Origin of the sequence: Mesorhizobium sp. IMUNJ 23033 (genome assembly GCF_044778005.1) — a bacterium.
GTDB lineage: Bacteria > Pseudomonadota > Alphaproteobacteria > Rhizobiales > Rhizobiaceae > Mesorhizobium > Mesorhizobium amorphae_A.
Genome location: NZ_JBJACT010000057.1, coordinates 1 through 20,537, shown reverse-complemented (window position 1 = coordinate 20,537; position 20,537 = coordinate 1). Strand labels below are relative to the sequence as shown.

The 20,537-nt window shown below is 65.5% G+C and carries 19 protein-coding genes and 1 pseudogene; 12 read left to right on the top strand and 8 right to left on the bottom strand.

The window, feature by feature from the left end; all coding sequences use genetic code 11:
• The first annotated feature begins 167 nt into the window (after positions 1–167).
• The 6 genes from radA to ACFX5Q_RS33645 all read left to right on the top strand — a co-directional run bounded on the left by radA (position 168) and on the right by ACFX5Q_RS33645 (position 5,942).
• On the top strand, positions 168–1,586 hold the full coding sequence (gene radA / locus ACFX5Q_RS33670) for a DNA repair protein RadA (protein WP_404284752.1): 1,419 nt from the start codon (positions 168–170) through the stop codon (positions 1,584–1,586).
• A gap of 42 nt (positions 1,587–1,628) precedes the next feature.
• The gene (locus ACFX5Q_RS33665) at positions 1,629–2,312 is read left to right on the top strand and encodes a CvpA family protein (protein ID WP_404284751.1); all 684 of its coding nucleotides are present in this window, start codon (positions 1,629–1,631) and stop codon (positions 2,310–2,312) included.
• A 112-nt stretch (positions 2,313–2,424) separates the two neighbouring features.
• Positions 2,425–3,894 carry an amidophosphoribosyltransferase gene (gene purF / locus ACFX5Q_RS33660; RefSeq protein ID WP_404284749.1) on the top strand — a complete coding sequence of 490 codons (1,470 nt, stop codon included), beginning with the start codon at positions 2,425–2,427 and terminating at the stop codon, positions 3,892–3,894.
• A 220-nt stretch (positions 3,895–4,114) separates the two neighbouring features.
• Positions 4,115–4,870: an SDR family NAD(P)-dependent oxidoreductase gene (locus ACFX5Q_RS33655; protein ID WP_404284748.1), complete on the top strand. Its 756-nt coding sequence runs from the start codon at positions 4,115–4,117 to the stop codon at positions 4,868–4,870.
• A gap of 85 nt (positions 4,871–4,955) precedes the next feature.
• A complete protein-coding gene (locus tag ACFX5Q_RS33650) occupies positions 4,956–5,585 on the top strand; it encodes a hypothetical protein (RefSeq protein ID WP_404284747.1) in 630 nt (209 codons plus the stop codon).
• Between the two features lie 135 nt (positions 5,586–5,720).
• Positions 5,721–5,942 (top strand): hypothetical protein, encoded by a 222-nt coding sequence (locus tag ACFX5Q_RS33645; RefSeq protein ID WP_006202291.1) that lies wholly within the window; start codon positions 5,721–5,723, stop codon positions 5,940–5,942.
• A 202-nt stretch (positions 5,943–6,144) separates the two neighbouring features.
• Here ACFX5Q_RS33645 and ACFX5Q_RS33640 read toward each other — a convergent pair whose 3' ends face one another.
• Positions 6,145–6,651, bottom strand: coding sequence for an OsmC family protein (locus tag ACFX5Q_RS33640; RefSeq protein WP_404284746.1), 507 nt, complete (start codon positions 6,649–6,651; stop codon positions 6,145–6,147).
• A 316-nt stretch (positions 6,652–6,967) separates the two neighbouring features.
• On the opposite strand from ACFX5Q_RS33640, the gene ACFX5Q_RS33635 reads away from it, so the two are divergent.
• The 3 genes from ACFX5Q_RS33635 to ACFX5Q_RS33625 all read left to right on the top strand — a co-directional run bounded on the left by ACFX5Q_RS33635 (position 6,968) and on the right by ACFX5Q_RS33625 (position 10,502).
• Positions 6,968–8,485: a S10 family peptidase gene (locus ACFX5Q_RS33635; RefSeq protein WP_404284745.1), complete on the top strand. Its 1,518-nt coding sequence runs from the start codon at positions 6,968–6,970 to the stop codon at positions 8,483–8,485.
• 147 nt (positions 8,486–8,632) lie between these two features.
• Positions 8,633–9,520, top strand: coding sequence for a DMT family transporter (locus ACFX5Q_RS33630; protein WP_404284743.1), 888 nt, complete (start codon positions 8,633–8,635; stop codon positions 9,518–9,520).
• Between the two features lie 76 nt (positions 9,521–9,596).
• On the top strand, positions 9,597–10,502 hold the full coding sequence (locus ACFX5Q_RS33625; RefSeq protein WP_404284741.1) for a DMT family transporter: 906 nt from the start codon (positions 9,597–9,599) through the stop codon (positions 10,500–10,502).
• A 131-nt stretch (positions 10,503–10,633) separates the two neighbouring features.
• Here ACFX5Q_RS33625 and ACFX5Q_RS33620 read toward each other — a convergent pair whose 3' ends face one another.
• The gene (locus ACFX5Q_RS33620; RefSeq protein WP_404284739.1) at positions 10,634–11,497 is read right to left on the bottom strand and encodes a LysR substrate-binding domain-containing protein; all 864 of its coding nucleotides are present in this window, start codon (positions 11,495–11,497) and stop codon (positions 10,634–10,636) included.
• A gap of 112 nt (positions 11,498–11,609) precedes the next feature.
• Between ACFX5Q_RS33620 and ACFX5Q_RS33615 the strand changes: the two genes are divergently transcribed.
• Together ACFX5Q_RS33615 and ACFX5Q_RS33610 are read left to right on the top strand one after the other, a co-directional pair.
• On the top strand, positions 11,610–12,017 hold the full coding sequence (locus tag ACFX5Q_RS33615; RefSeq protein WP_404284738.1) for a 4-oxalocrotonate tautomerase family protein: 408 nt from the start codon (positions 11,610–11,612) through the stop codon (positions 12,015–12,017).
• 302 nt (positions 12,018–12,319) lie between these two features.
• Positions 12,320–14,542: an AMP-binding protein gene (locus tag ACFX5Q_RS33610; RefSeq protein ID WP_404284736.1), complete on the top strand. Its 2,223-nt coding sequence runs from the start codon at positions 12,320–12,322 to the stop codon at positions 14,540–14,542.
• 28 nt (positions 14,543–14,570) lie between these two features.
• On the opposite strand, the gene pssA is transcribed toward ACFX5Q_RS33610, so the two are convergent.
• Complete coding sequence (gene pssA, locus ACFX5Q_RS33605; RefSeq protein WP_404284734.1) at positions 14,571–15,386, bottom strand: CDP-diacylglycerol--serine O-phosphatidyltransferase; 816 nt, start codon at positions 15,384–15,386, stop codon at positions 14,571–14,573.
• Positions 15,387–15,389: 3 nt separating this feature from the next.
• Positions 15,390–16,088, bottom strand: a complete 699-nt coding sequence (locus tag ACFX5Q_RS33600; RefSeq protein ID WP_404284732.1) for a phosphatidylserine decarboxylase — start codon at positions 16,086–16,088, stop codon at positions 15,390–15,392.
• A 212-nt stretch (positions 16,089–16,300) separates the two neighbouring features.
• Between ACFX5Q_RS33600 and ACFX5Q_RS33595 the strand changes: the two genes are divergently transcribed.
• On the top strand, positions 16,301–17,194 hold the full coding sequence (locus ACFX5Q_RS33595) for an SMP-30/gluconolactonase/LRE family protein (RefSeq protein WP_404284730.1): 894 nt from the start codon (positions 16,301–16,303) through the stop codon (positions 17,192–17,194).
• Here the strand turns inward: ACFX5Q_RS33595 and ACFX5Q_RS33590 are convergent.
• The 4 genes and pseudogenes from ACFX5Q_RS33590 to ACFX5Q_RS33575 form a co-directional block, all read right to left on the bottom strand.
• Positions 17,173–17,520 carry an antibiotic biosynthesis monooxygenase gene (locus ACFX5Q_RS33590; protein ID WP_404284728.1) on the bottom strand — a complete coding sequence of 116 codons (348 nt, stop codon included), beginning with the start codon at positions 17,518–17,520 and terminating at the stop codon, positions 17,173–17,175. The genes ACFX5Q_RS33595 and ACFX5Q_RS33590 overlap by 22 nt on opposite strands.
• Before the next feature lie 323 nt (positions 17,521–17,843).
• Positions 17,844–19,724: an ABCB family ABC transporter ATP-binding protein/permease gene (locus ACFX5Q_RS33585; protein ID WP_404284726.1), complete on the bottom strand. Its 1,881-nt coding sequence runs from the start codon at positions 19,722–19,724 to the stop codon at positions 17,844–17,846.
• A 20-nt stretch (positions 19,725–19,744) separates the two neighbouring features.
• Positions 19,745–20,090: pseudogene (locus ACFX5Q_RS33580) on the bottom strand (ArsR/SmtB family transcription factor).
• Between the two features lie 113 nt (positions 20,091–20,203).
• The coding region (locus tag ACFX5Q_RS33575; protein ID WP_404284724.1) for a LysM peptidoglycan-binding domain-containing protein at positions 20,204–20,537 on the bottom strand (334 nt) is incomplete at its 5' end.

The window sequence follows — 20,537 nt, the reverse complement described above, 5'->3', positions numbered from 1 at the left end:
ACGAGGGGGGAGATTGGATGTCGCGACCGCTTCGCCAATTTTCAGCGTTGCAAGACGAGAGCCGGCGCCGCAACTGCCAAACTCCCCCCTCGTGGGGGAGATGTCCGGCAGGACAGAGGGGGGCGCGAAGGATCACGGCGCTCCCCAATTGGCGGGAAGGTAGCACCTTGGCCAAATCCCGCGTCCAGTTCATCTGCCAGAATTGCGGCTCCGTGCATCAGCGCTGGGCCGGCAAATGCGATGCCTGCGGCGAGTGGAACACGCTCGTCGAGGAAGGCACCGCCGGCGGCATCGGCTCGGGGCCGGCCAACACGCGCAATGCCCGCAAGGGCCGCGCCGTGGTGTTGACCAGCCTGTCCGGCGACATCGAGGATGCGCCGCGCATCGTCTCCGGCATCGGCGAGCTCGACCGCGCCACCGGCGGCGGTTTTGTCCGCGGATCGGCCCTTTTGGTCGGCGGCGATCCCGGTATCGGCAAGTCGACGCTGCTCACTCAGGCGGCGGCGGCGCTGGCGGCAAAGGGCCACCGCATCGTCTATGTCTCGGGCGAAGAGGCGGTCGCCCAGATCAGGCTGCGCGCCCAGCGGCTCGGCGTCGCCGACACGCCGGTCGAACTCGCCGCCGAAACCAATGTCGAGGACATCCTCGCCACCATAGCCGATGGCAAGCGGCCGGATTTGGTGATCCTCGATTCGATCCAGACGCTGTGGACGGACATGGCCGATTCGGCGCCCGGCACCGTCACCCAGGTGCGTGCCGCCGCCCAGGCGATGATCCGCTATGCGAAATCCACAGGTGCTGCGATCGTGCTGGTCGGCCACGTCACCAAGGAAGGCCAGATCGCGGGCCCTCGCGTCGTCGAGCACATGGTCGACGCCGTGCTCTATTTCGAGGGCGAAGGCGGCCATCACTACCGCATCCTGCGCACGGTGAAGAACCGTTTTGGGCCGACCGACGAGATCGGCGTCTTCGAAATGTCGGACAAGGGCCTGCGCGAGGTCGCCAACCCGTCCGAGCTGTTCCTCGGCGAACGCCATGCGAAATCGCCGGGCGCCGCGGTTTTCGCCGGCATGGAAGGCACGCGTCCGGTGCTGGTCGAGATCCAGGCGCTGGTGGCGCCCTCCTCGCTCGGCACGCCGCGCCGCGCCGTCGTCGGTTGGGACGGCGCCCGGCTGTCGATGGTGCTGGCCGTGTTGGAGGCGCATTGCGGCGTGCGCTTCGGCACCCACGATGTCTATCTCAACGTCGCCGGCGGCTACCGGATTTCGGAGCCCGCCGCCGATCTCGCGGTGGCGGCGGCACTGGTTTCGTCGCTCATCGGTCTTGCCCTTCCGGCCGATTGCGTCTATTTCGGCGAAATCAGCCTGTCGGGCGCGGTGAGGCCAGTTGCGCATGCGCAGCAGCGCCTCAAGGAGGCCGAAAAGCTGGGTTTTGGAAGCGCGGTTCTGCCCTTGGGCAGTGAGGAACTTGTTGGTGGTAATGGGGCCGGGGGGATCGGGGCCAGCGCTTTCCAGCCCACCGAGCTTGCCGATCTCGTGGCGCGCATAGCCGGCTCACGGCGCAGCCGCGCCGACGAAGAAGAGTGACGCGGCTCGTCGAGCCGTGAAAAAAAGACAGGGGCGAAAGACATGCCGATTACGCTGCTTGACGGAATTCTCGTCGGCTTCACCCTGGTCTCGGCAATGCTGGCCATGGTTCGCGGCTTCTCCCGCGAGGTGCTGTCCGTGGTTTCCTGGGCAGCGGCGGCGGCGGCGGCCTTCTTCTTCTACAAGCCGGTTCTGCCCTACGTTCAGCCCTATGTCGACAACGACAAGATCGCCATGGCGGCGGCCGCTGCCATCGTCTTCGTCATCGCGCTGATCGTCGTTTCCGTCATCACCATGAAACTCGCCGACTGGATCATCGATTCCAGGATCGGCGCGCTCGACCGCACGCTGGGTTTCCTCTATGGCGCGGCGCGCGGCATCCTGGTGGTCGCGGTGGCGCTTTTGTTCTTCAACTGGCTGGCCGGCGCCAAGGCACCGGCCTGGGTCGCCAACGCCAAGTCGCGGCCGCTGCTGGAACAGATCGGCGCCAAGCTGGAAAGCCTGCTGCCCGAGGATCCGGAAAACGCCATCCTGAAGAAGCTGAACCCGAATCAGCCGGCCGCGCCCGAGGCCGGCACAGAGGCCCCCGCCGCGCCGACAACGGAAGCACCGGCAACCGGCGACGACGCCGATGCCCCGGCGCCCGACGACAGCGGAAGCGATGCGCCGGCCGACAATGCACCGGCCCAGCCCGCCAATCCGGCGCCCGCGGCGCCGGCAAACTGATGCCTGGCTAGAAGAGGGCCGGGCCTGACGATGATGTGAACGCCGCGCGACATGCGTTGCTTTCGACGCGCTATCACCTTATATGGCGATTTTAGCGGAGCTTGAGCCCCACATGGCAGACGCAGACGATTTGCTTTCCGCCGAGGCCGACGACCATTTCCACGACGAATGCGGCGTGTTCGGCATATTCGGCCGGCAGGATGCCGCCGCCATCGTCACGCTCGGTCTGCACGCGTTGCAGCATCGCGGCCAGGAGGCCGCCGGCATCGTCTCCTATGATGGCAGCCAGTTTCATGTCGAACGCCATGTCGGCCTGATCGGCGACACTTTCACCAAGCAGCGCGTCATCGACAGCCTGCAAGGCAACCGCGCCATCGGCCACACCCGCTATGCCACCACCGGCGGCGCCGGCCTGCGCAACATCCAGCCCTTCTTCGCCGAGCTCGCCGATGGCGGTTTTGCCGTCGCCCACAATGGCAATCTGACCAACGCCATGACCGTGCAGCGCGCGCTGCAGAAGCAGGGCGCGATCTTCTCGTCGACCTCCGACACCGAGACGCTCTTGCATCTGGTCGCCACCAGCAAGGAGCGCGATCTCAACTCGCGCTTCATCGACGCGGTGCGCCAGGTCGAAGGCGCCTTCTCGCTGGTGGCGATGACGGCCAAAAAGATGATCGGCTGCCGCGACCCGCTGGGCATCCGCCCGCTGGTGCTCGGCGATCTCGACGGCGCCTGGATCCTGGCTTCCGAAACCTGCGCGCTCGACATCATCGGCGCCCGCTTCGTGCGCGACCTGAAGCCCGGCGAGATGGTCGTCGTCACCGCCAAAGGCATCGAGAGCCTGTTCCCGTTCGAGCCGCAGAAGACCCGCTTCTGCATCTTCGAATATGTCTATTTCGCGCGGCCGGACTCTTCGGTCGAAGGCCGCAACGTCTATGAGGTGCGCAAGCGCATCGGCGCCGAGCTGGCGCAGGAAAGCCCCGTCGACGCCGACATCATCGTGCCGGTGCCGGATTCCGGCACGCCGGCGGCGATCGGCTTTTCCCAGGCCGCAGGCATCCCCTTCGAGCTCGGCATCATCCGCAACCACTATGTCGGCCGCACCTTCATCCAGCCCGGCGATTCGATCCGCCACATGGGCGTCAAGCTGAAGCACAACGCCAACCGCCGCATGATCGAGGGCAAGCGCGTGGTGCTGGTCGACGACAGCATCGTGCGCGGCACCACCAGCCAGAAGATCGTGCAGATGGTGCGCGATGCCGGCGCCAAGGAGGTGCATATGCGCATCGCCTCGCCGCCGACCAGCGCCTCCTGCTTCTACGGCGTCGACACGCCGGAGAAGTCGAAGCTGCTCGCCTCGCGCATGTCCATCGAGGAGATGGCCGAGTTCATCCGTGTCGATTCGCTCGGCTTCCTGTCGATCGACGGCCTCTACCGCGCCGTCGGCGAGGCCGGCCGCGACAATGAGCAGCCGCAATTCTGCGACGCCTGCTTCACCGGCCAGTACCCGACCCGCCTGCTCGACTTCGAAGGCCACGACAATGTGCGCACGCTGTCGCTGCTGGCGACGAGCGGGGCGTAGGGTTGCCGGTCTATCATTTGGTTTCGCCAGTTTACCCCCCTCTGTCCTGCCGGATATCTCCCCCTCAAGGGGGGAGATCGGCTGAACTGTCGGCTTTCGCAAATCACCAGGGCCGCAGAACGAGAGCCAGGTTCGGCGAAGTCCAATCTCCCCCCTTGAGGGGGAGATGCCCGGCAGGGCAGAGGGGGGTGTTTCACGCCGACTTGACGGAAACTCTCGCATGACCCTCGACCTCTCCGGCCGCACCGCGGTCGTTACCGGCGCCTCGCGCGGCATCGGCTATTTCATCGCCAAGGAACTTGCCGCCGCCGGCGCGCATGTCATTGCGGTGGCGCGGACTGTCGGCGGGCTGGAGGAGCTTGACGACCAGATCAAGGCCGAACGCGCCAAAACCGGCAAGGGCGAAGCGACACTGGTGCCGCTCGACCTCGCCGACATGGCCGGCATCGACCGGCTGGGCGGCGCCATCCATGAGCGCTGGGGCAAGCTCGACATCCTCGTCGCCAATGCCGGCGTGCTCGGCGTGATCTCGCCGATCGGCCATGTCGAGGCAAAAACCTTCGAGAAGGTGATGACCATCAACGTCACCTCGACCTGGCGGCTGATCCGCTCGGTCGACCCACTACTTCGGCTCTCCGACGCCGGCCGCGCCATCATCCTGTCTTCCAACGCGGCGCACTCGGCGCGCGCCTTCTGGGCGCCCTACGCGGCCTCGAAGGCGGCGGTCGAGACGATGATGCGCTCCTGGGCGCATGAGACGCAAAGCCTGCCGCTCAGGGTCAATGCCGCCGATCCCGGTGCCACCCGCACCGCGATGCGGGCACAGGCCGTTCCCGGCGAGGATCCGGAGACACTGCCGCATCCCTCGGAGATCGCAAAACGCATCGTGCCGTTGGCGAGCCCGGACCTGAAAGAGACCGGGCTGATCTTTCAGGCCAAGCACAACCGCTTTGTCGCCTACCGGCAGCCGGAATAAACAGGCATTTCAGGCGGAAGAATTCCGCGCTCGGCGACGTTCTTCGAATGTAGAACATTCGAAACCCGAAGAACGGAGGACCACCATGCGCAGATTGCTTCTCGCCACCGCCGCCACCTTCCTTGCAGCAGCTGGCGTCGCCTATTCACAAGGCGCGACGATGAGTTTCTTCGTCACCAGCGTCGGCTCCGGCAAGGGCGCCGACCTTGGCGGCATCAAGGGCGCCGATGCGCATTGCGCCTCGCTGGCCGAGGCCGCCGGGGTCACCGGCAAGACCTGGGCTGCCTATCTCTCGACCAGCGATGCCGATGCGCGCGACCGCATCGGCAAGGGGCCTTGGGTCAACGCCAAGGGCGTCAAGATCGCCGACGATGTCGCCTCGCTGCACGGCGACGCCAACGCCATCACCAAGGAGACGGCGCTCAATGAAAAAGGCGAAGTGGTCAACGGCCGCGGCGACAAGCCGAACCGGCACGATGTGCTGACCGGCTCTCAGCCAGACGGCACCAAGATCGCCGACCAGACCTGCGGCGACTGGACGATGAGCGGCGCGGAAGGGGTGGCGATGGTCGGCCATCACGACCGCACCGGGCTTGACGATTCGGCGGCGGCCAAGTCGTGGAATTCCTCGCATGCCTCGCGCGGCGGCTGCAGCCAGGAGGCGCTGCAGGGCACCGGCGGCGACGGCCTGTTCTACTGCTTTGCCGCGAACTGAGCGGCTCTCGCGACGGGCTGACATCACGCGGCTGTGATGCCAGGGCGGGGCGACGCGCACGACGCGCGCTTCCGCCACCCGGTCTGAGTTGCTAGGGTCGCGGCGACTCCCACAACAGCAAAGCGAGGAATTCCCATGGCTGCTCCCAGCGTCGCACTTGTTTGGTATCTGGTGATCGCCGGCCCGCAGGGCGGCATGGTGGTGCTGCCCAGCACCTTCGACACGCGAGACCAGTGCACCAACGCCATCACCGAATACCAGAAGCAGCCGACGCCGGCCGGCTGGGCGGTGAACTGCGTGCCGAGCGCCTCGCCGTTCACCGACGAGGGCGACGCGGAGGAGCCGGCGGCGCAGTAGGGAGAGCAAAATCTCCCCCTCGAGGGGGAGATGGCCGGAGGACAGAGGGGGCGCGAAGGATCGCCTACCTTCGTCTAACCTACATTAGATCGCGCACCGATTTAAGTCTGCAATCGCAATTGCAATTGCTGAGACGCTGGCGGGACAGCGCCCCCCTCTGCCTTGCCAGGCATCTCCCCCACAAGGGGGGAGATCTGCAGCTTCAACGCCGCGCGCTCACCGTCATCTCCGGCTTGTTGCTGATCGTCTGGAACACCACGCAATAGCGTTCGGTCAGCTTCAGCAGCGCATCGATGCGCTCCTGCGGTTCATCCGTGTCGAGACTGAAATTGAGCCGGATGGCGCGGAAGCCGACCGGCGCATCCTTGGCCACGCCAAGCGTGCCGCGAAAGTCGAGGTCGCCTTCGGCCTCGACGGTCGCGGCGCCAAGCCTGAATTCGAGTGCGGTGGCCACCGCCTTCAGCGTCACGCCGGCGCAAGCCACCAGCGCCTCGAGCAACATGTCCCCGGAGCACAGTTCGAGCCCGGAACCGCCGGTGGCCGGGTGCAGGCCGGCAATGGCCAACGCCCTGCCCGTCTCCACCTTGCAGGCGATCGACTGGTCGTCGATCGAACCCTTGGCCCGAAGTGTGATCAGCGCCCGCGAGGCATCGTCGCGATAGACTTCCTTCAAAGGCGCCTGCATGGCCTTGAGCGCGGTGGCGTCCATTTGCAATCCTTTCGAGTCCTTCGCGCTTTGATAGCACTGATATGCTGGCGGGACAGCGCCCCCCTCTGTCCTGCCGGACATCTCCCCCTCAAGGGGGGAGATCGCAGCTTCGCCCACGACATCCGCACTTCGAGGTTAGCGATTGTCGAAAGCCGACGCGACGTCCAATCTCCCCCCTTGAGGGGGAGATGTCCGGCAGGACAGAGGGGGGCGCGAAGGAACGCGGCGGTAGCAGATGTTCAACCGCACAAGCCATTTCCTTTGACTTCGATAGCCCCGACCATACCTATGCGAAAGTCGTTCTCGCGGAGATGTCATGCGTTCCAAGCTGAAACTCGTCCCCCTCATCCTGCTGCTTCTTGCCGCCTTCGCGCAGCCTGTCCTTGCTGAAACAGCGGAGCGGCCGGCGCCTACAGGCGGCGTCCTGTCGCTGCTGCCATCGCCGCAGACGACCAGCCATTCGATCACCATCGCCGGGCGCAAGCTGGACTATCAGTCGAAGGCCGGCACGCTGTCGCTGCTTTCCGGCAAGGGCGACGTCACGGCGGAGATCTTCTATGTCGCCTACACGCTGCAGCCGCCGGATAACGCAGCGAAGCAGCCGCAGCGGCCCATCACCTTCGTGTTCAACGGCGGCCCGGGAGCGGCGTCCGCCTATCTGCATCTTGGCGCGCTCGGCCCACGCGTCATCGCGACCGGTACCAACGGGGAGTTCCTGCCCTCGCCGCAAAGACTCATCGACAATCCGGACAGCTGGCTCGACATGAGCGACCTCGTCTTCGTGGATCCGGTCGGCACCGGATACAGCCGCGAGGCACCCGGCCAGGACACGCACGACTTCTGGGGCGTCAACCAGGATGCCAGTTCGATCGGCGCTTTCATCCGGCTCTTTCTTGCCCAGAACGGCCGCACCGGATCGCCGCTCTTCCTCGCCGGGGAAAGCTATGGCGGGTTCCGCGCGGCACTGCTCGCCAGGACCCTGCAGGAGGATATCGGCATCAGCCCGAGCGGCATCGTGCTGATCTCGCCGGCGCTGGAGTTCATGCTGGTGCAGCCGGACGAATTCGAGCCGCTGCATTGGGCGCTCGAATTGCCATCGCTGGCGGCGGTTCGCCTGCGCACCGAAGGCGTCAGCGGCGATGCGCTGCGCGAGAAGCTCGCAGAAGTCGAGCACTATGCCATGGGCGACTATCTTACGGCTTTGGCCAGCGGGCTGGAGCAAGGCGGCCGGCTGGCGAGCCAGCGCGTGGCGGAGATAACCGGACTGCCGCTCGACCTCGTCCAGCGGAATTTCGCGCGTATTCCGACCGGCCTGTTCGCAAGGGAATTTGCCCGCGCCAGCGGCAAGGTCCTCAGCCCCTATGACGGCACAATCGCGACGGCCGATATCGCGCCCGAAAGCGCTCGCATCGCCGGCCCGGACCCGGTGCTCGACCGCAGCGTGCCGGTGCTGACCTCGGCCTTCGTCGCCTATGCCCGCGACGAGCTGAACTTTCGCACCGATGTCAGCTACCGGTTGCTCAACGGCGAGATCAGCCACAATTGGGACTATGGCACCAGCGCCTCGCGGCAAGGCTATGTCGGCGTGATGGACGATCTGCAGCGGGCGCGCTCGCTGAACCCGGCGCTCGGCGTCGTCATCGTCAACGGCTACACGGACCTGGTCACGCCCTATCTCGCCTCGCGCTACCTGGTGAACCAGATCCCGTCGCTCGCCAATGCCAAACCGATCCGCCTCGATGTCATCGAGGGCGGGCACATGATGTATTTCAAGCCTGACGGACGGCGTGCGCTGAAGGAGGCCGCTTCGGAGCTCTACCAGGCGACGCAGTGAGCGGCGTGGCCGCGCGGCTCGCCAGTAACCGCTGCCCCAACGCAAGGCCGGCGCTGGCGTAGCGCCGCGCTGGGTCTCGCCCGTATAGCCTGCAGTGTGGAGCTTGATTGGGCAGGCTTCCTTCTCGACAGCCGCGGGACCCGTCGCATGGCCGATATCGCCATTCTGGAAACCCGCGAAAGGGTGCTTGCAGGCATCCTGTTCACCGGTGGCGCCTATTTCCTGTTTTCGACGCAGGACGCTGCGATCAAGCTGCTCGTCGTCGGCATTAGCGTCTGGCAGATCATGTTCTTCCGCAGCATCACCGTGCTCGCCGGCTGCGCGGTGATCGGCGGGCGGCGCGTGTTCGCCGATACCGCGCGCTCGCCCATCGCCAGGCCGATGCTGGTGCGTAGCGCGTTCACGCTTGCTGCCTGGCTTTGCTACTACAATGCCGCTCGCACTCTTCAGCTGGCCGAACTGACCACCGTCTATTACGCGGCGCCGATTATCGTCACCGTGCTGTCGGTGTTCATGCTCGGCGAGAAGGTACCGCTGCTGCGCTGGCTGGCGGTGCTGATCGGCTTTGCCGGCGTGTTCGTGGCCTGCGACCCCACCCATCTCGGCCTGTCCATGCCGATCCTTCTGGTGCTGGCCGCCGCGCTGCTGTGGGGCATCGCCGTGGTGCTGCTGCGCAAGACCGCCATGCAGGAGCGAACGATGATCCAGCTCATCCTCAACAATTTCTACTTCCTGGTTTTTTCGGCGGTGCCGGCGCTCATCTTGTGGCAGATTCCGGATGGCGCCCAGTTGCTGCTCCTCATCAGCGTCGGCGCGCTCGGCGGCGTCGCGCAGTACCTGCTGTTCGAAGGCATGAAGCGGGCGCCGGTGTCGATCGTGGCGCCGTTCGAATACACGTCGCTGGTCTGGGCCTTCGCGCTCGGATTCGCCATCTGGGGCGACGTGCCGCGCCGCGAAGTGTTTTTGGGGGCCGCGCTGATCATCGGTGCCGGCCTGCTGATCGTCGGCAACGAGCATTTCCGCAAGCGGCTGTAGGATATGACACTGAGATGTGGACAACGGATCGCTGCTGACAGGATGGTGTCAGGACGCGACGGAGTAGTCTCCTGAAATGACAGAGGCTCTGAGCATGCCACCCACCGACACCGCCGCCGAGCGAACGCTCGGCATCATGCTGGTTTCGGCATCGGCGGCCTTCTTCGCGCTGACCGGGGTTCTCACCAAATCGATCCATGCCGACCCGCTGACCATCACCTGCTGGCGTGGCTTTGTCGGCTCGATCCTGATCACCGTTTATGTGCTGTGGCGGCGCCGTCGCGCGGGCGGGCGCGAAAGCCTGCGGCTCGGCTGGCGCGGGTGGCTGCTGGCGGTCGAAGGGGCGCTCGCCAGCATCGCCTTCATCGCCGCCTTCAAATTCACCTATGTCGCCAATGTCGCCATCATCTATGCCACGGCGCCTTTCATCACCGCGCTGCTTGCCTTCATCCTGGTGCGCGAGCCGTTCCGCATGCAAACGCTGGCCGCCGCCGCGGTGTCGCTGTGCGGCGTGGCGATCATGGTCGGGTCCGGCTTCGGCACCGGCCATCTTCTGGGCGACGGGCTAGCGCTGCTGATGACCGCCGGCAGCGCGCTCTACATGATCATGGTGCGCGCCTTCCGCGACACGCCGGTGGTCTGGGCGGGTGCTGTGTCGGCATTCCTTCTGTTCCTGCTCGGCTGGTTCGTCACCGATCCACTGGCCGTTTCGGCGCGGGATGCCGTGCTGCTCGCCACGTTCGGCGCCTCTTTCGCGATGGCCTCGATCCTGTGGACGGAAGGCTCGCGGCTGATCCCGGCGCCCGAATCCGGCCTGCTCGGTTCGGCCGAGGTGCCGTTCGCGATCGTGTTCGCCTTCCTGTTCCTGGCCGAGATCCCGCCGGCCGCCAGCATGATCGGCGGTGCCATCGTGCTTGCCGCGGTGTTTGCCCATGCCGGCCGCGATTGGCTGGTGGCCAGACGGAGCGGAGCCGACGGCTAAAATATTTTCGCAGTCACGGAACCATCATCCGACTCGGGCATTGTTGCTGCGACGGGTCACCCCCCAAGTCCCCCCAAACCCCTCGACCCGTCCTACTTAAAGCCGATCGTAAGGTCGGCTTTTTCTTTGGATCAACCTGTACTGCCTGTCAGAGCGAGGTTGCCGCTCAGCAGCGCCGCCAGATCCCGCGCCGGCAGATCGGCCCCCTGGCGAAGCCGGATGGCGAATTCAGCCGACGGAACCGGCGGCAGGCCAAGGGCGCGCGGCGCTTCGACAATACCGTAATGGGCAAAGCGCGCGGTACGCAAGGTCAGCGCGATGCCGGCATTGACCGCCGTGCGCAGGCCGGCAAGGCTGGCGCTGCCGGCGGCTATGCGGTAGCGGCGGCCGACGGCATCGAGCGCCGCAAGGGCCGCTTCGCGAAAGCCGCAATGCGGGTCGAGCAGCGCCAGGGGTATCTCTTCTTCCCGCGCGGCCAGCCCCTCTTGCGAGCAGAGCCAGAGCATCGGCTCGCGGAGCAGGCCGACCTCGTCCGGCGCCTGGGCCTGGCGCATGGTGATCGCCAGATCGAGCAGACCGGACTGCAGCGCTTGCGTGAGCTCGGCGGAGCGGCCGACGCGCAGTTCAATCCTGACCCGCGAATGGCTGGCGGCGAAGGCGCGCAGCAGTTCCGGCAGGCCGCTGTCGGCAAAATCCTGCGTGGTACCGATGGCGACGCGGCCATCGGCGCGCGCGCCCCTCAGCGCCAGCCATGCTTCGGTGTGGACGGCGAGAATGCGCCTGGCATGGCCGACCAGATCCTCGCCGGCCGGCGTCAGGCCGCGCCCCCGCCCCTGCGCGAGAAGCAGCGGCTCGCCGACGATCTCCTCCAGCCGCTGCATCTGCGCCGTCACAGCGGAGGGCGAGCGGCCGACCACCGACGCCGCCTGCGCCAACGAACCGCCGTCGACGAAGGCGAGGAAGGTTTTGAGAAGGTCTGGATCGAGTGTCTGCATAATTCGATTTTATCGAATCGTAACTTGAAAACAATTCGATTTTTCTGATTCGTTGATCGTGACATGGTTCTCCAACGGCGAACAGACGCCGCAGCAACCCGAGGAGAAAACAATGCCGATCATCACTATCAGCGTCACCGGCAAGCCCGACGCCAAACTGTCCGCGGCAATCGCCAAGGAGGTCACCGAACTGACGGCCACGCATCTGCGCAAGGATCCGACCATCACCGCGGTCGCGATCAACTATCTCGATCCGCAGCACTGGTTCGCCGGCGGCAAGTCGCTGGCCGAGCAAGGCTCCAACACCTTCTGGCTCGACATCAAGGTGGTCGACGGCACCAACACCAACCTCGATCTGGAGGCTTATCTCCGGGCGGTGTTCGCCGCCTTCGGTCGCTTGCTGGGTCATGTGCACGAGGAAAGCTACGCCTTCGTGCACGAAGTGCCGGCGGCGGCTTACGGCTATGGCGGCAAGACGCAGGAGTTTCGTTTCATCAGCGGGAGGTTGAAAGCGGCCTAGCACCTCTTCACCTTCTCCCCTTGTGGGAGAAGGTGGATCGGCGCGCAGCGCCGAGACGGATGAGGGGTGCTGAAGAAACGCCGCGTTAAAAAGTAAAATGATTTCAGGTGCTTATATCTTTGACGTTGCGATCCTTCCAACACCCTCATCCGACCGAGCTTCGCTCGGCCACCTTCTCCCACAAGGGGAGAAGGTCGGAGGGCACTCAGTCCACATTGACGCCGCCCCCACTTCCGCTAGGCTCTGCCCTCGAAGCGGCCGCCAAAGAGCCGCGGCATGGAGGACGTTGGGAGAGACGCGGCATGATCCTGACACTGGCGCTGCTTGCGGGTCTCGTAGTGGCCTGGCTGCTGATCGGCGTGGTCGAGAAATTCCGCCTTGGCCTGCGTTTTACCCAGGCGTTGCTCTACGTGCCGTTCAAGCTCGCCTACCGGATCGCCGACGAGCGTATCAGGATCGCCCGCAATGCGCCGGCGCCGGTGATCTATGTGGTCTCGCACCAGTCGCGCTTCGAGCCGGCGCTGATGCTGTCGCTGCTGCCGGACGACACGCTGCATATCCTCGACGATGCCTCGGCCAGATCGCCCTGGCTGGAGCCGTGGCGCGAGCTTGGCCGCAGCATCGCCTTCAATGCCGAACATGTTTTCGTCAGCCGCCGGCTGGTGCGGGTGCTGAAGGGCAAGGGGCGCTTGGCCGTCTATCTGCCCGAAGCGGTCGAGCCCGACGTCAAGGCGTTCCGGCTGTTTCGCGCCATCACCCGCATCGCCATGCAGGCCGATGCCAGGATCGTGCCGATCTTCGTCTCCGGCGCGCGCGATCTGCCGGTGTCGCTGACGCCAGCGGACAGGGCGCCGCGCCACTGGTTTCCGCGGCTGTCGATCAGCGTGCTGGAGCCGATGACCATTGCCGAGCTTGTGGCGCGCAACCCCGACCAGGCCTCGAACACCAACGCGCTGTTCGACCGTGTCGCCGAGGCGCGGCTGTTCGGCAGCAATCTCGATCGCGGCCTGTTCCTGGCGATGCGCGACGCCGCTGACCGTGTCGGCGCCTCGCATCCGATCATCGAGGACGTCATCTCGGGCGCGATGAGCTACCGCAAAATGTTCATCGGCGCGCGCGTGCTTGGCCGCCGCTTCGAAGCGGTGACGGCGCCGGGCGAAGCAGTCGGGCTGCTTTTGCCCAATGCCAATGGCGTGGTGCTGTCCTTAGTCGGTCTTTTGTCGGCCGGCCGGGTGGCGGCGATGATCAACTACACTGCCGGGCCGGCCAGCGTGACCGCCGCCGTGCGCACCGCCGTTATCCGCACTGTCGTCTCCTCCCGCGCCTTCATCGAGAAAGCCGGCATCGCCGACATCGTCGAAGCGGTCGAGGCGGGCGGCGCCAGGATGCTGTGGTTGGAGGACGTGCGCGAGAGCGTGACGGCGCTGGACAAGCTGGCCGCAGCAGTGCTGTGGCGCTTTCCCCTGCAACCGCAGGATGCGACCAAGCCGGCGGTGATCCTGTTCACCTCAGGCTCGGAAGGCACGCCGAAAGCCGTAGTGCTGTCGCACCGCAACCTCTACGCCAACGCCATGCAAGCCGAAGCCCGCATCACCATCTCGCCGGCCGACATCCTGCTCAACGTGCTGCCGGTGTTCCACTCCTTCGGGCTGACGGGCGGCACCATCCTGCCTTTGGTCACCGGGGTGAAACTGTTCCTCTACCCCTCGCCACTGCACTACAAGATCATCCCCGAGATCGCCCGCAAGGTGAAGCCGACCATCATGTTCGGCACCGACACCTTCCTCGCCAATTATGCGCGCACCGCCAAGGACGGCGATTTCTCCAGCCTGCGCTTCGTCGTCGCCGGCGCCGAGGCGGTGAAGCCGGAAACGCGGCGCGTCTACCGCGAACGCTTCCAGGCGGCAATCATCGAAGGTTTTGGCCTGACAGAGGCAGCTCCCGTGGTTGCCGTCAACACCGCCATCCATGGACGCGACGGCACGGTCGGGCGGCTGCTGCCGGCGATACGCATGAAGCTCGAGCCGGTCGAGGGCATCGACGATGCCGGCCGTCTCTGGCTCGACGGGCCGAACCTGATGATGGGCTACATGACCGCCGACCGGCCGGGTGAACTGCAGCCGCTGGACGGCTGGCACGACACCGGCGACATCGTCTCGGTCGACCGCGATGGCTTCATCACCATTCGCGGCCGCGCCAAGCGCTTCGCCAAGATCGCCGGCGAGATGGTGTCGCTGGGCGCCGTCGAGATGCTGGTACAGTCGCTATGGCCGGAGGAGCGCCATGCGGCAGTGGCGGTGCCGGACAAACGGCGCGGCGAGCGCATCGTGCTGGTCACCACCGCCGACGACGCCGATCCAGAGGAACTGCGCAAGTTCGGCAAGCAGGCGGGCGCGGCCGAGCTGATGGTGCCCAACGACATCGTCAAGGTCGAGGAGATCCCGGTGCTGGGCTCGGGCAAGACCGACTATGTCTCGACCCGCAGGCTGGTGATCGAGCGGCTGGGGCTGAGCGCCGCGGCGTGAGGCCGATCAACGGCTTCGCCAGTACCCCTTAACCGATATCGGAAGGCGGAACCTTCTCGCCCTCAAGCTTGGCGCGCCTCGAATAGGCGCGCACGCTGAACGGCAGGAAGGCAAGGTAGCCGGCGACCGAAGCGGTCAGCGTGTACCAGGGATAGGTCATCAGCAGCAGGACGTAGAGCACGACGGCAAGGATGACCGGCAGCACCTTGTCGCCCGGCACCTTGACGCTCTTGCCGGAATAGACCGGCAGCCGGCTGACCAGCAGGAAGGCGACGAGGACGGTGAAGCCGGTGGCAATGAAAGCGACAGAGCGGCTGGGCTCGATGCCGAGCCTGAGAAAGGACAGATAGAGCGGCAGCATGACCAGCACCGCGCCCGCCGGCGCCGGCACGCCGACGAAATACTCGGTCTGCCAGATCGGCCGGTCGGTCTCATCGTCGAGCACGTTGAAGCGGGCAAGCCTCAAGCCGCAGGCAATGGTGAACAGAAGTGCGGCGATCCAGCCGAACGAACCGGCGCGGTCGAGCATGAAGGCGTAGAGGACGAGCGCCGGTGCTACGCCGAAATTGACGATATCGGCCAGCGAATCCATCTGCGCGCCGAATTTCGATGTCGCCTTCAGCATGCGCGCCAGGCGACCGTCGATGCCGTCGAGGAAGGCGGCAAGCAGCACCATCACCACCGCCGGCTCGAAGCGGCCTTCGAAGCCGAAGCGGATGCCGGACAGGCCGGCGCAGATGGCAAGCACGGTGACCAGATTGGGCAGCACCATGCGCATCGGGATCTCACGGATGCGCGGACCGCCGCTGCCATGCGCCTCGAACTTCTTGAAGGGCGCGCCCACCGCTTACGAAATCCTGACGAGCGGCGTCGCGGCAGCGCCGCCGAATTCGGCCAATACGGTTTCGCCGCCGACCGCCGTCTGGCCGACGGCGACGCGCGGCGTCGCGGCAACCGGCAGGAAGACGTCGACGCGCGAGCCGAAGCGGATCAGCCCAAAGCGCTCGCCGATGGCGATCGAGCCACCGGTCTCGGCCCAGCAGACGATGCGCCGCGCCACCAGGCCGGCGATCTGCACCGCGGCGACCGTGCCGTTGGGGCTGTCGATGACGACGCCGTTGCGCTCGTTCTCGGTGCTCGCCTTGTCCAGCTCGGCGTTGAGGAATTTTCCGGGCCGATGCTCGATTTTTGTGATGCGGCCGCGCACCGGAGCGCGGTTCACATGGCAGGAAAACACGTTCATGAACACCGAGATGCGGGTCATCTCACTGGTGCCGAGGCCAAGCTCGCGCGGCGGAACGGCCGGGCCGACCGCCGAGATGATGCCGTCGGCCGGGCTCACCACCAGCCGGTCGTCGACCGGCGTGACACGCTCGGGATCGCGGAAGAAATAGACGCACCAGGCGGTCAGGATCAGGCCGATCCAGAACAGGATGGAGGAGAAATAGCCGAGGAAAAGCGTGCCCGCGCCAAAGGCGGCGATGAACGGATAGCCTTCGCGATGGATCGGAACGAACGCATTCTTGACCGTGTCGACGAGGCTCATGGGATGGGGGCAGCCCTTGTTTCAGGTCCGGCCTCAATAGCCGAAAGCCCCCGCCGTCGCAACGCAACAATGGGGGAGGCGGCCGTAGGTAGGCCCCGCCAGCCTCGAGCCGCGCGCCCCTAGCAGAAAAGACCATCGCTATTGTCGGGGCGAGCCAGGCTCGCCCGTCCTTGGGAGGCAGCGTTCCTTCTAATCAAACCTTGGAGCCCGTGATGCCGTCACAGAAATCAGCAGCCAACAAACCGCGTATCGTGATGAATGGCCTCGCCTTCGGCGAGTCGCCGCGCTGGCATGACGGACGCCTCTGGCTCTGCAACTGGGGCACCGGCGAGATCATCGCCGTCGATGCCGAGGGCAACAGCGAGGTCGTGCTCACCGTGCCGGCCGCCCTGCCCTATTCGATCGACTGGCTGCCGGACGGGCGGCTGCTCGTCGTCTCCGGTCGTGAAGGCCTGCTGCTGCGGCGGGAGCCGGACGGAACGCTCGTCACGCACGCCGACCTCAGGCCGCTGTCGAAGAGCCCGTGGAACGAGATCGTCGTCGACGGGCGCGGCAACATCTATGTCAATGGCGGCGGGCCGGCGCCTGCTCCGGGCGAGCATTTCGGGCCGGGTACCATCGTGCTGATCACGCCGGATGGCACGATCCGCCAGGTGGCCGAGAACATCGCCTTCGCCAACGGCATGGCGGTGACACCTGACAACAAGACGCTGATCGTCGCCGAATCGCACGCCAACCGGTTGACTGCCTTCGACATCGGCGGCGATGGCGGGCTTGCCAACAGGCGGGTTTGGGCCGATCTCGGCAACGGCTTTCCCGACGGCATCTCACTCGATGCCGAGGGTGCCGTCTGGTATGCCGACGTGCCCAACCGGCATTGCGTGCGGGTGCGCGAGGGCGGCGAGGTGCTGCAAACCATTGTCGTCGACCGTGGCTGCTTTGCCTGCATGCTGGGCGGGCCGGACGGCAAGACGCTGTTCATCGTCGCCGCCGAATGGCGCGGCTTCGAACACATGATAAGCGACGCCCGCACCGGCCAGGTGCTCAGCGTCGAGGCGCCGGCACCCGGGGCGGGCTGGCCTTCCTACATTTCAGGCAGGCGCTGATAGTTGGCGATATCGGCCCTGACGCCAAGGCGGGCGATCGTCTCCTGGGGGTTGAAGCCGGCACGCTCATGCGCCGCCTTCACGATCGGCACGACGTTGTCGACGGCCGCCTGGTTTTCCCATTCGACAATGGTGACGAGGTTGAATTCTCCCGGGCCCGAGAATTGCTCAAGCAGGAAATCCTGCACGAAGCCCTGCTGAAGGCGCAGCAATTCATGCGTCGCCCTGACCTTGCGCAGTATCTCCTCGCGGGCGTCGGCCGGGATGACGAACTTGTCGACCCTGAACACGGCTTCATTGCCAAGCTTTTGATTTGTCTCGCTCATTTCAATCCATCTCCGTTCTTGAACGATATGCTGTGCAGGGGTTCGAAGACGGTTTGCAATCTCAAGCTATGTTGAGGTCAAGAAGAAATTTTTTCGACGTTTGCCGGATGGCTCCGGCGGTGACGCGCCAATCTCCCCCCTCGTGGGGGAGATGTCCGGCAGGACAGAGGGGGGCGCGAAGGATCGCATCCTTTCTGAGATTTCAAACAATACTGGCGCTCTGCATTGGGAAGAAACCGCAGAGGCCGGCGGGACAGCGCCCCCCCTCTGCCCTACCGGGCATCTCCCCCACGAGGGGGGAGATCGGCAGCTTCAACATCGCCCTACCCCACCTCGGACGTCCGCCGGCGCACGATGACACCCAGCTCGTCGCTCTCGCGCGCGATGCGCAGCCGCTCCTCGGCTTCGGTGGCCTCGCGCTGGCGGTCCCACATCGAGGCATAGAGGCCGTGCTTGAGCATCAGTGCGGCATGGGTGCCGCGCTCGGCGATCTGGCCGTCCTTGAGCACGATGATCTCGTCGGCTGTGATCACAGTCGACAGCCGGTGGGCAATCACGATGGTGGTGCGGCCCTGGCTGACGAGGTCGAGCGCGGCCTGGATCTCCTGCTCGGTGTGGCTGTCTAGCGCCGAAGTCGCCTCGTCGAGCATCAGGATCGGCGGCGCCTTCAGGATGGTGCGGGCGATCGCCACGCGCTGTTTCTCGCCGCCTGACAGTTTCAGCCCGCGCTCGCCGACCATAGAGCGGTAGCCGTCCGGCAGCCGCTCGATGAACGGTCCGATCTGGGCGAGTTCGGCCGCCTTGCGCACCTCTTCCTCGCTGGCGCCGACGCGACCGTAGCGGATGTTGTAGGCAATGGTGTCGTTGAACAGCACGGTGTCCTGCGGCACCATGCCGATCGCCGCGCGCAGGCTCTCCTGCGTCACGTCCCTGACATCCTGGCCATCGATCAGCACCTGGCCGGACTGGATGTCGTAGAAGCGGAACAGCAGCCGCGAGATGGTCGACTTGCCGGCGCCCGAGGGCCCGACAATGGCGACCGTCTTGCCGGCCGGCACCTCGAAGGAGACGCCCTTCAGGATCTTGCGGTTCGGATCATAGGAGAAATGCACATCGCGGAATTCGACCTTGCCGGCCGGGACGGCGAGCGCCTTCGCATCGGCCTTGTCGACGATCTCCTGCGGTACGTCGAGCAGGTCGAACATCTGCTCGATATCGGTCAGGCCCTGGCGGATTTCGCGGTAGATGAAGCCGATGAAGTTGAGCGGCACCGAGAGCTGCATCAGCATGGCGTTGATGAAGACGAAGTCGCCGACCGATTGCGTGCCGGCCTGCACCTCCAGCGCCGACATGCACATGACGATGACGGTGCCGATGCCGTAGATGACGCCCTGGCCGAAATTCAGCCAGCCGAGCGAGGTCCAGATCCTGGTTGCTGATATCTCATAGCGCGCCATCGAGCGGTCGAAGCGCTCGGCCTCCATGGCTTCGTTGTTGAAATATTTGACGGTCTCGAAATTGAGCAGCGAGTCGATCGCCTTGGTGTTGGCGTCGGTGTCGCTGTCGTTCATGTCGCGGCGGATCGAGATGCGCCAGTCGCTGGCCCTGACCGTGAACCAGACATAGACCGAGACGGTGACCGCCACCACGACCACGTATTTCCAGCCATAAGTGTAGGCGAAGATGGCCGTGGTGAGCGCGAATTCGAGGATGGTCGGCGCCGTGTTCAGCATGATGAAGCGCACGATCGTCTCGATGCCCTTGGTGCCGCGCTCGATGATGCGCGACAGGCCGCCTGTGCGCCGCTCGAGATGGAAGCGCAACGACAGCTGGTGCATGTGGACGAAGGTGCGGAAGGCGAGCTGGCGCACCGCATACTGGCCGACGCGGGCAAACAGCGCGTCGCGCAGCTGATTGAAACCGAGCTGCACCAGCCTGAGCACATTGTAGGCGACGACCAGCATCACCGGCGCCAAGAGAAACGCCGGCAGCGGCGGCGCAGACTTGGCGTCGCCGGCCAGCGCGTCGGTCGCCCATTTGAAGAAATAGGGCCCGGCGACCAGCGTCAGCTTGGCGACGACCAGCAGAAGCGTCGCCCAGGTGACCCGCGCCCTGAGGTCGGCGCGGTCGGCCGGCCACATATAGGGCCATAGATTGCGCAAGGTGCTGAAGGTCGAGGAGTCGGAGACGGTCTTTTCGGCCATTCTTTTTTGCCTTCTTATTTTTAGCCGCCGGAACAGCAGGAATCGACCAGTGCCGCAAGCGACGCCGACACATCGGCGAGCGCGGCGTGGTCGACTTCATAACGCGAGCGCTGGCGGTCGGGCTCGAAGCGCACGAGCCCGGCTTCGACCAGTATCTTCAAATGCTGGGACACGGTGGACTGCGCAAGGTCGAGATGGTCGACCACCTCGCGGCAGCAGCAGGAGCGGCTCGCCGAAAGATGCTTGAGGATCTCGATGCGCGCCGGATGCGAGCGCCGCAAATCGAGCCGCGACAATACGACTGTCAGGGGTGCAGGTGGGTAGCGCGCTTGCCGCGCGGTCTGGTTCAGCCAGGGATTCGGTCATCGTTCATCGGCGATAGACGATGAACGATGATGGGGCAAGCTATCCCGATGGTTAGATCGCCGGAACTGCCAATCTCTCCCCTCGTGGGGGAGATTACTCGCACCCCCGCAGCCTTAATTCGTCTTGGCCGGAGGTGCCGTCATCTGGTCGCCCATTGCCTTGAGGTCGGCGTCCTCGCCTTCCTTCGACTTTTGCGGGACCTTGAACACCTGTCCCGGCCAGATGCGATCGGGATTGCGGATCTGATCCTGATTGGCGAGATAGATGGTCGAATAGCGCACGCCACGGCCATAGACGCGCCGTGAGATCCGCCACAGCGTATCGTTGCGGCGGATGATGACGGCGCTGTCGGCAGGTTCGAGCTTGGGCGCCACCGTCTCGGGCACGGCGGGCGTCGCCGCCGCCACCTCGGCGGGAGCCCCGGCTTCGGGGGCGGGCGTCGTGGCC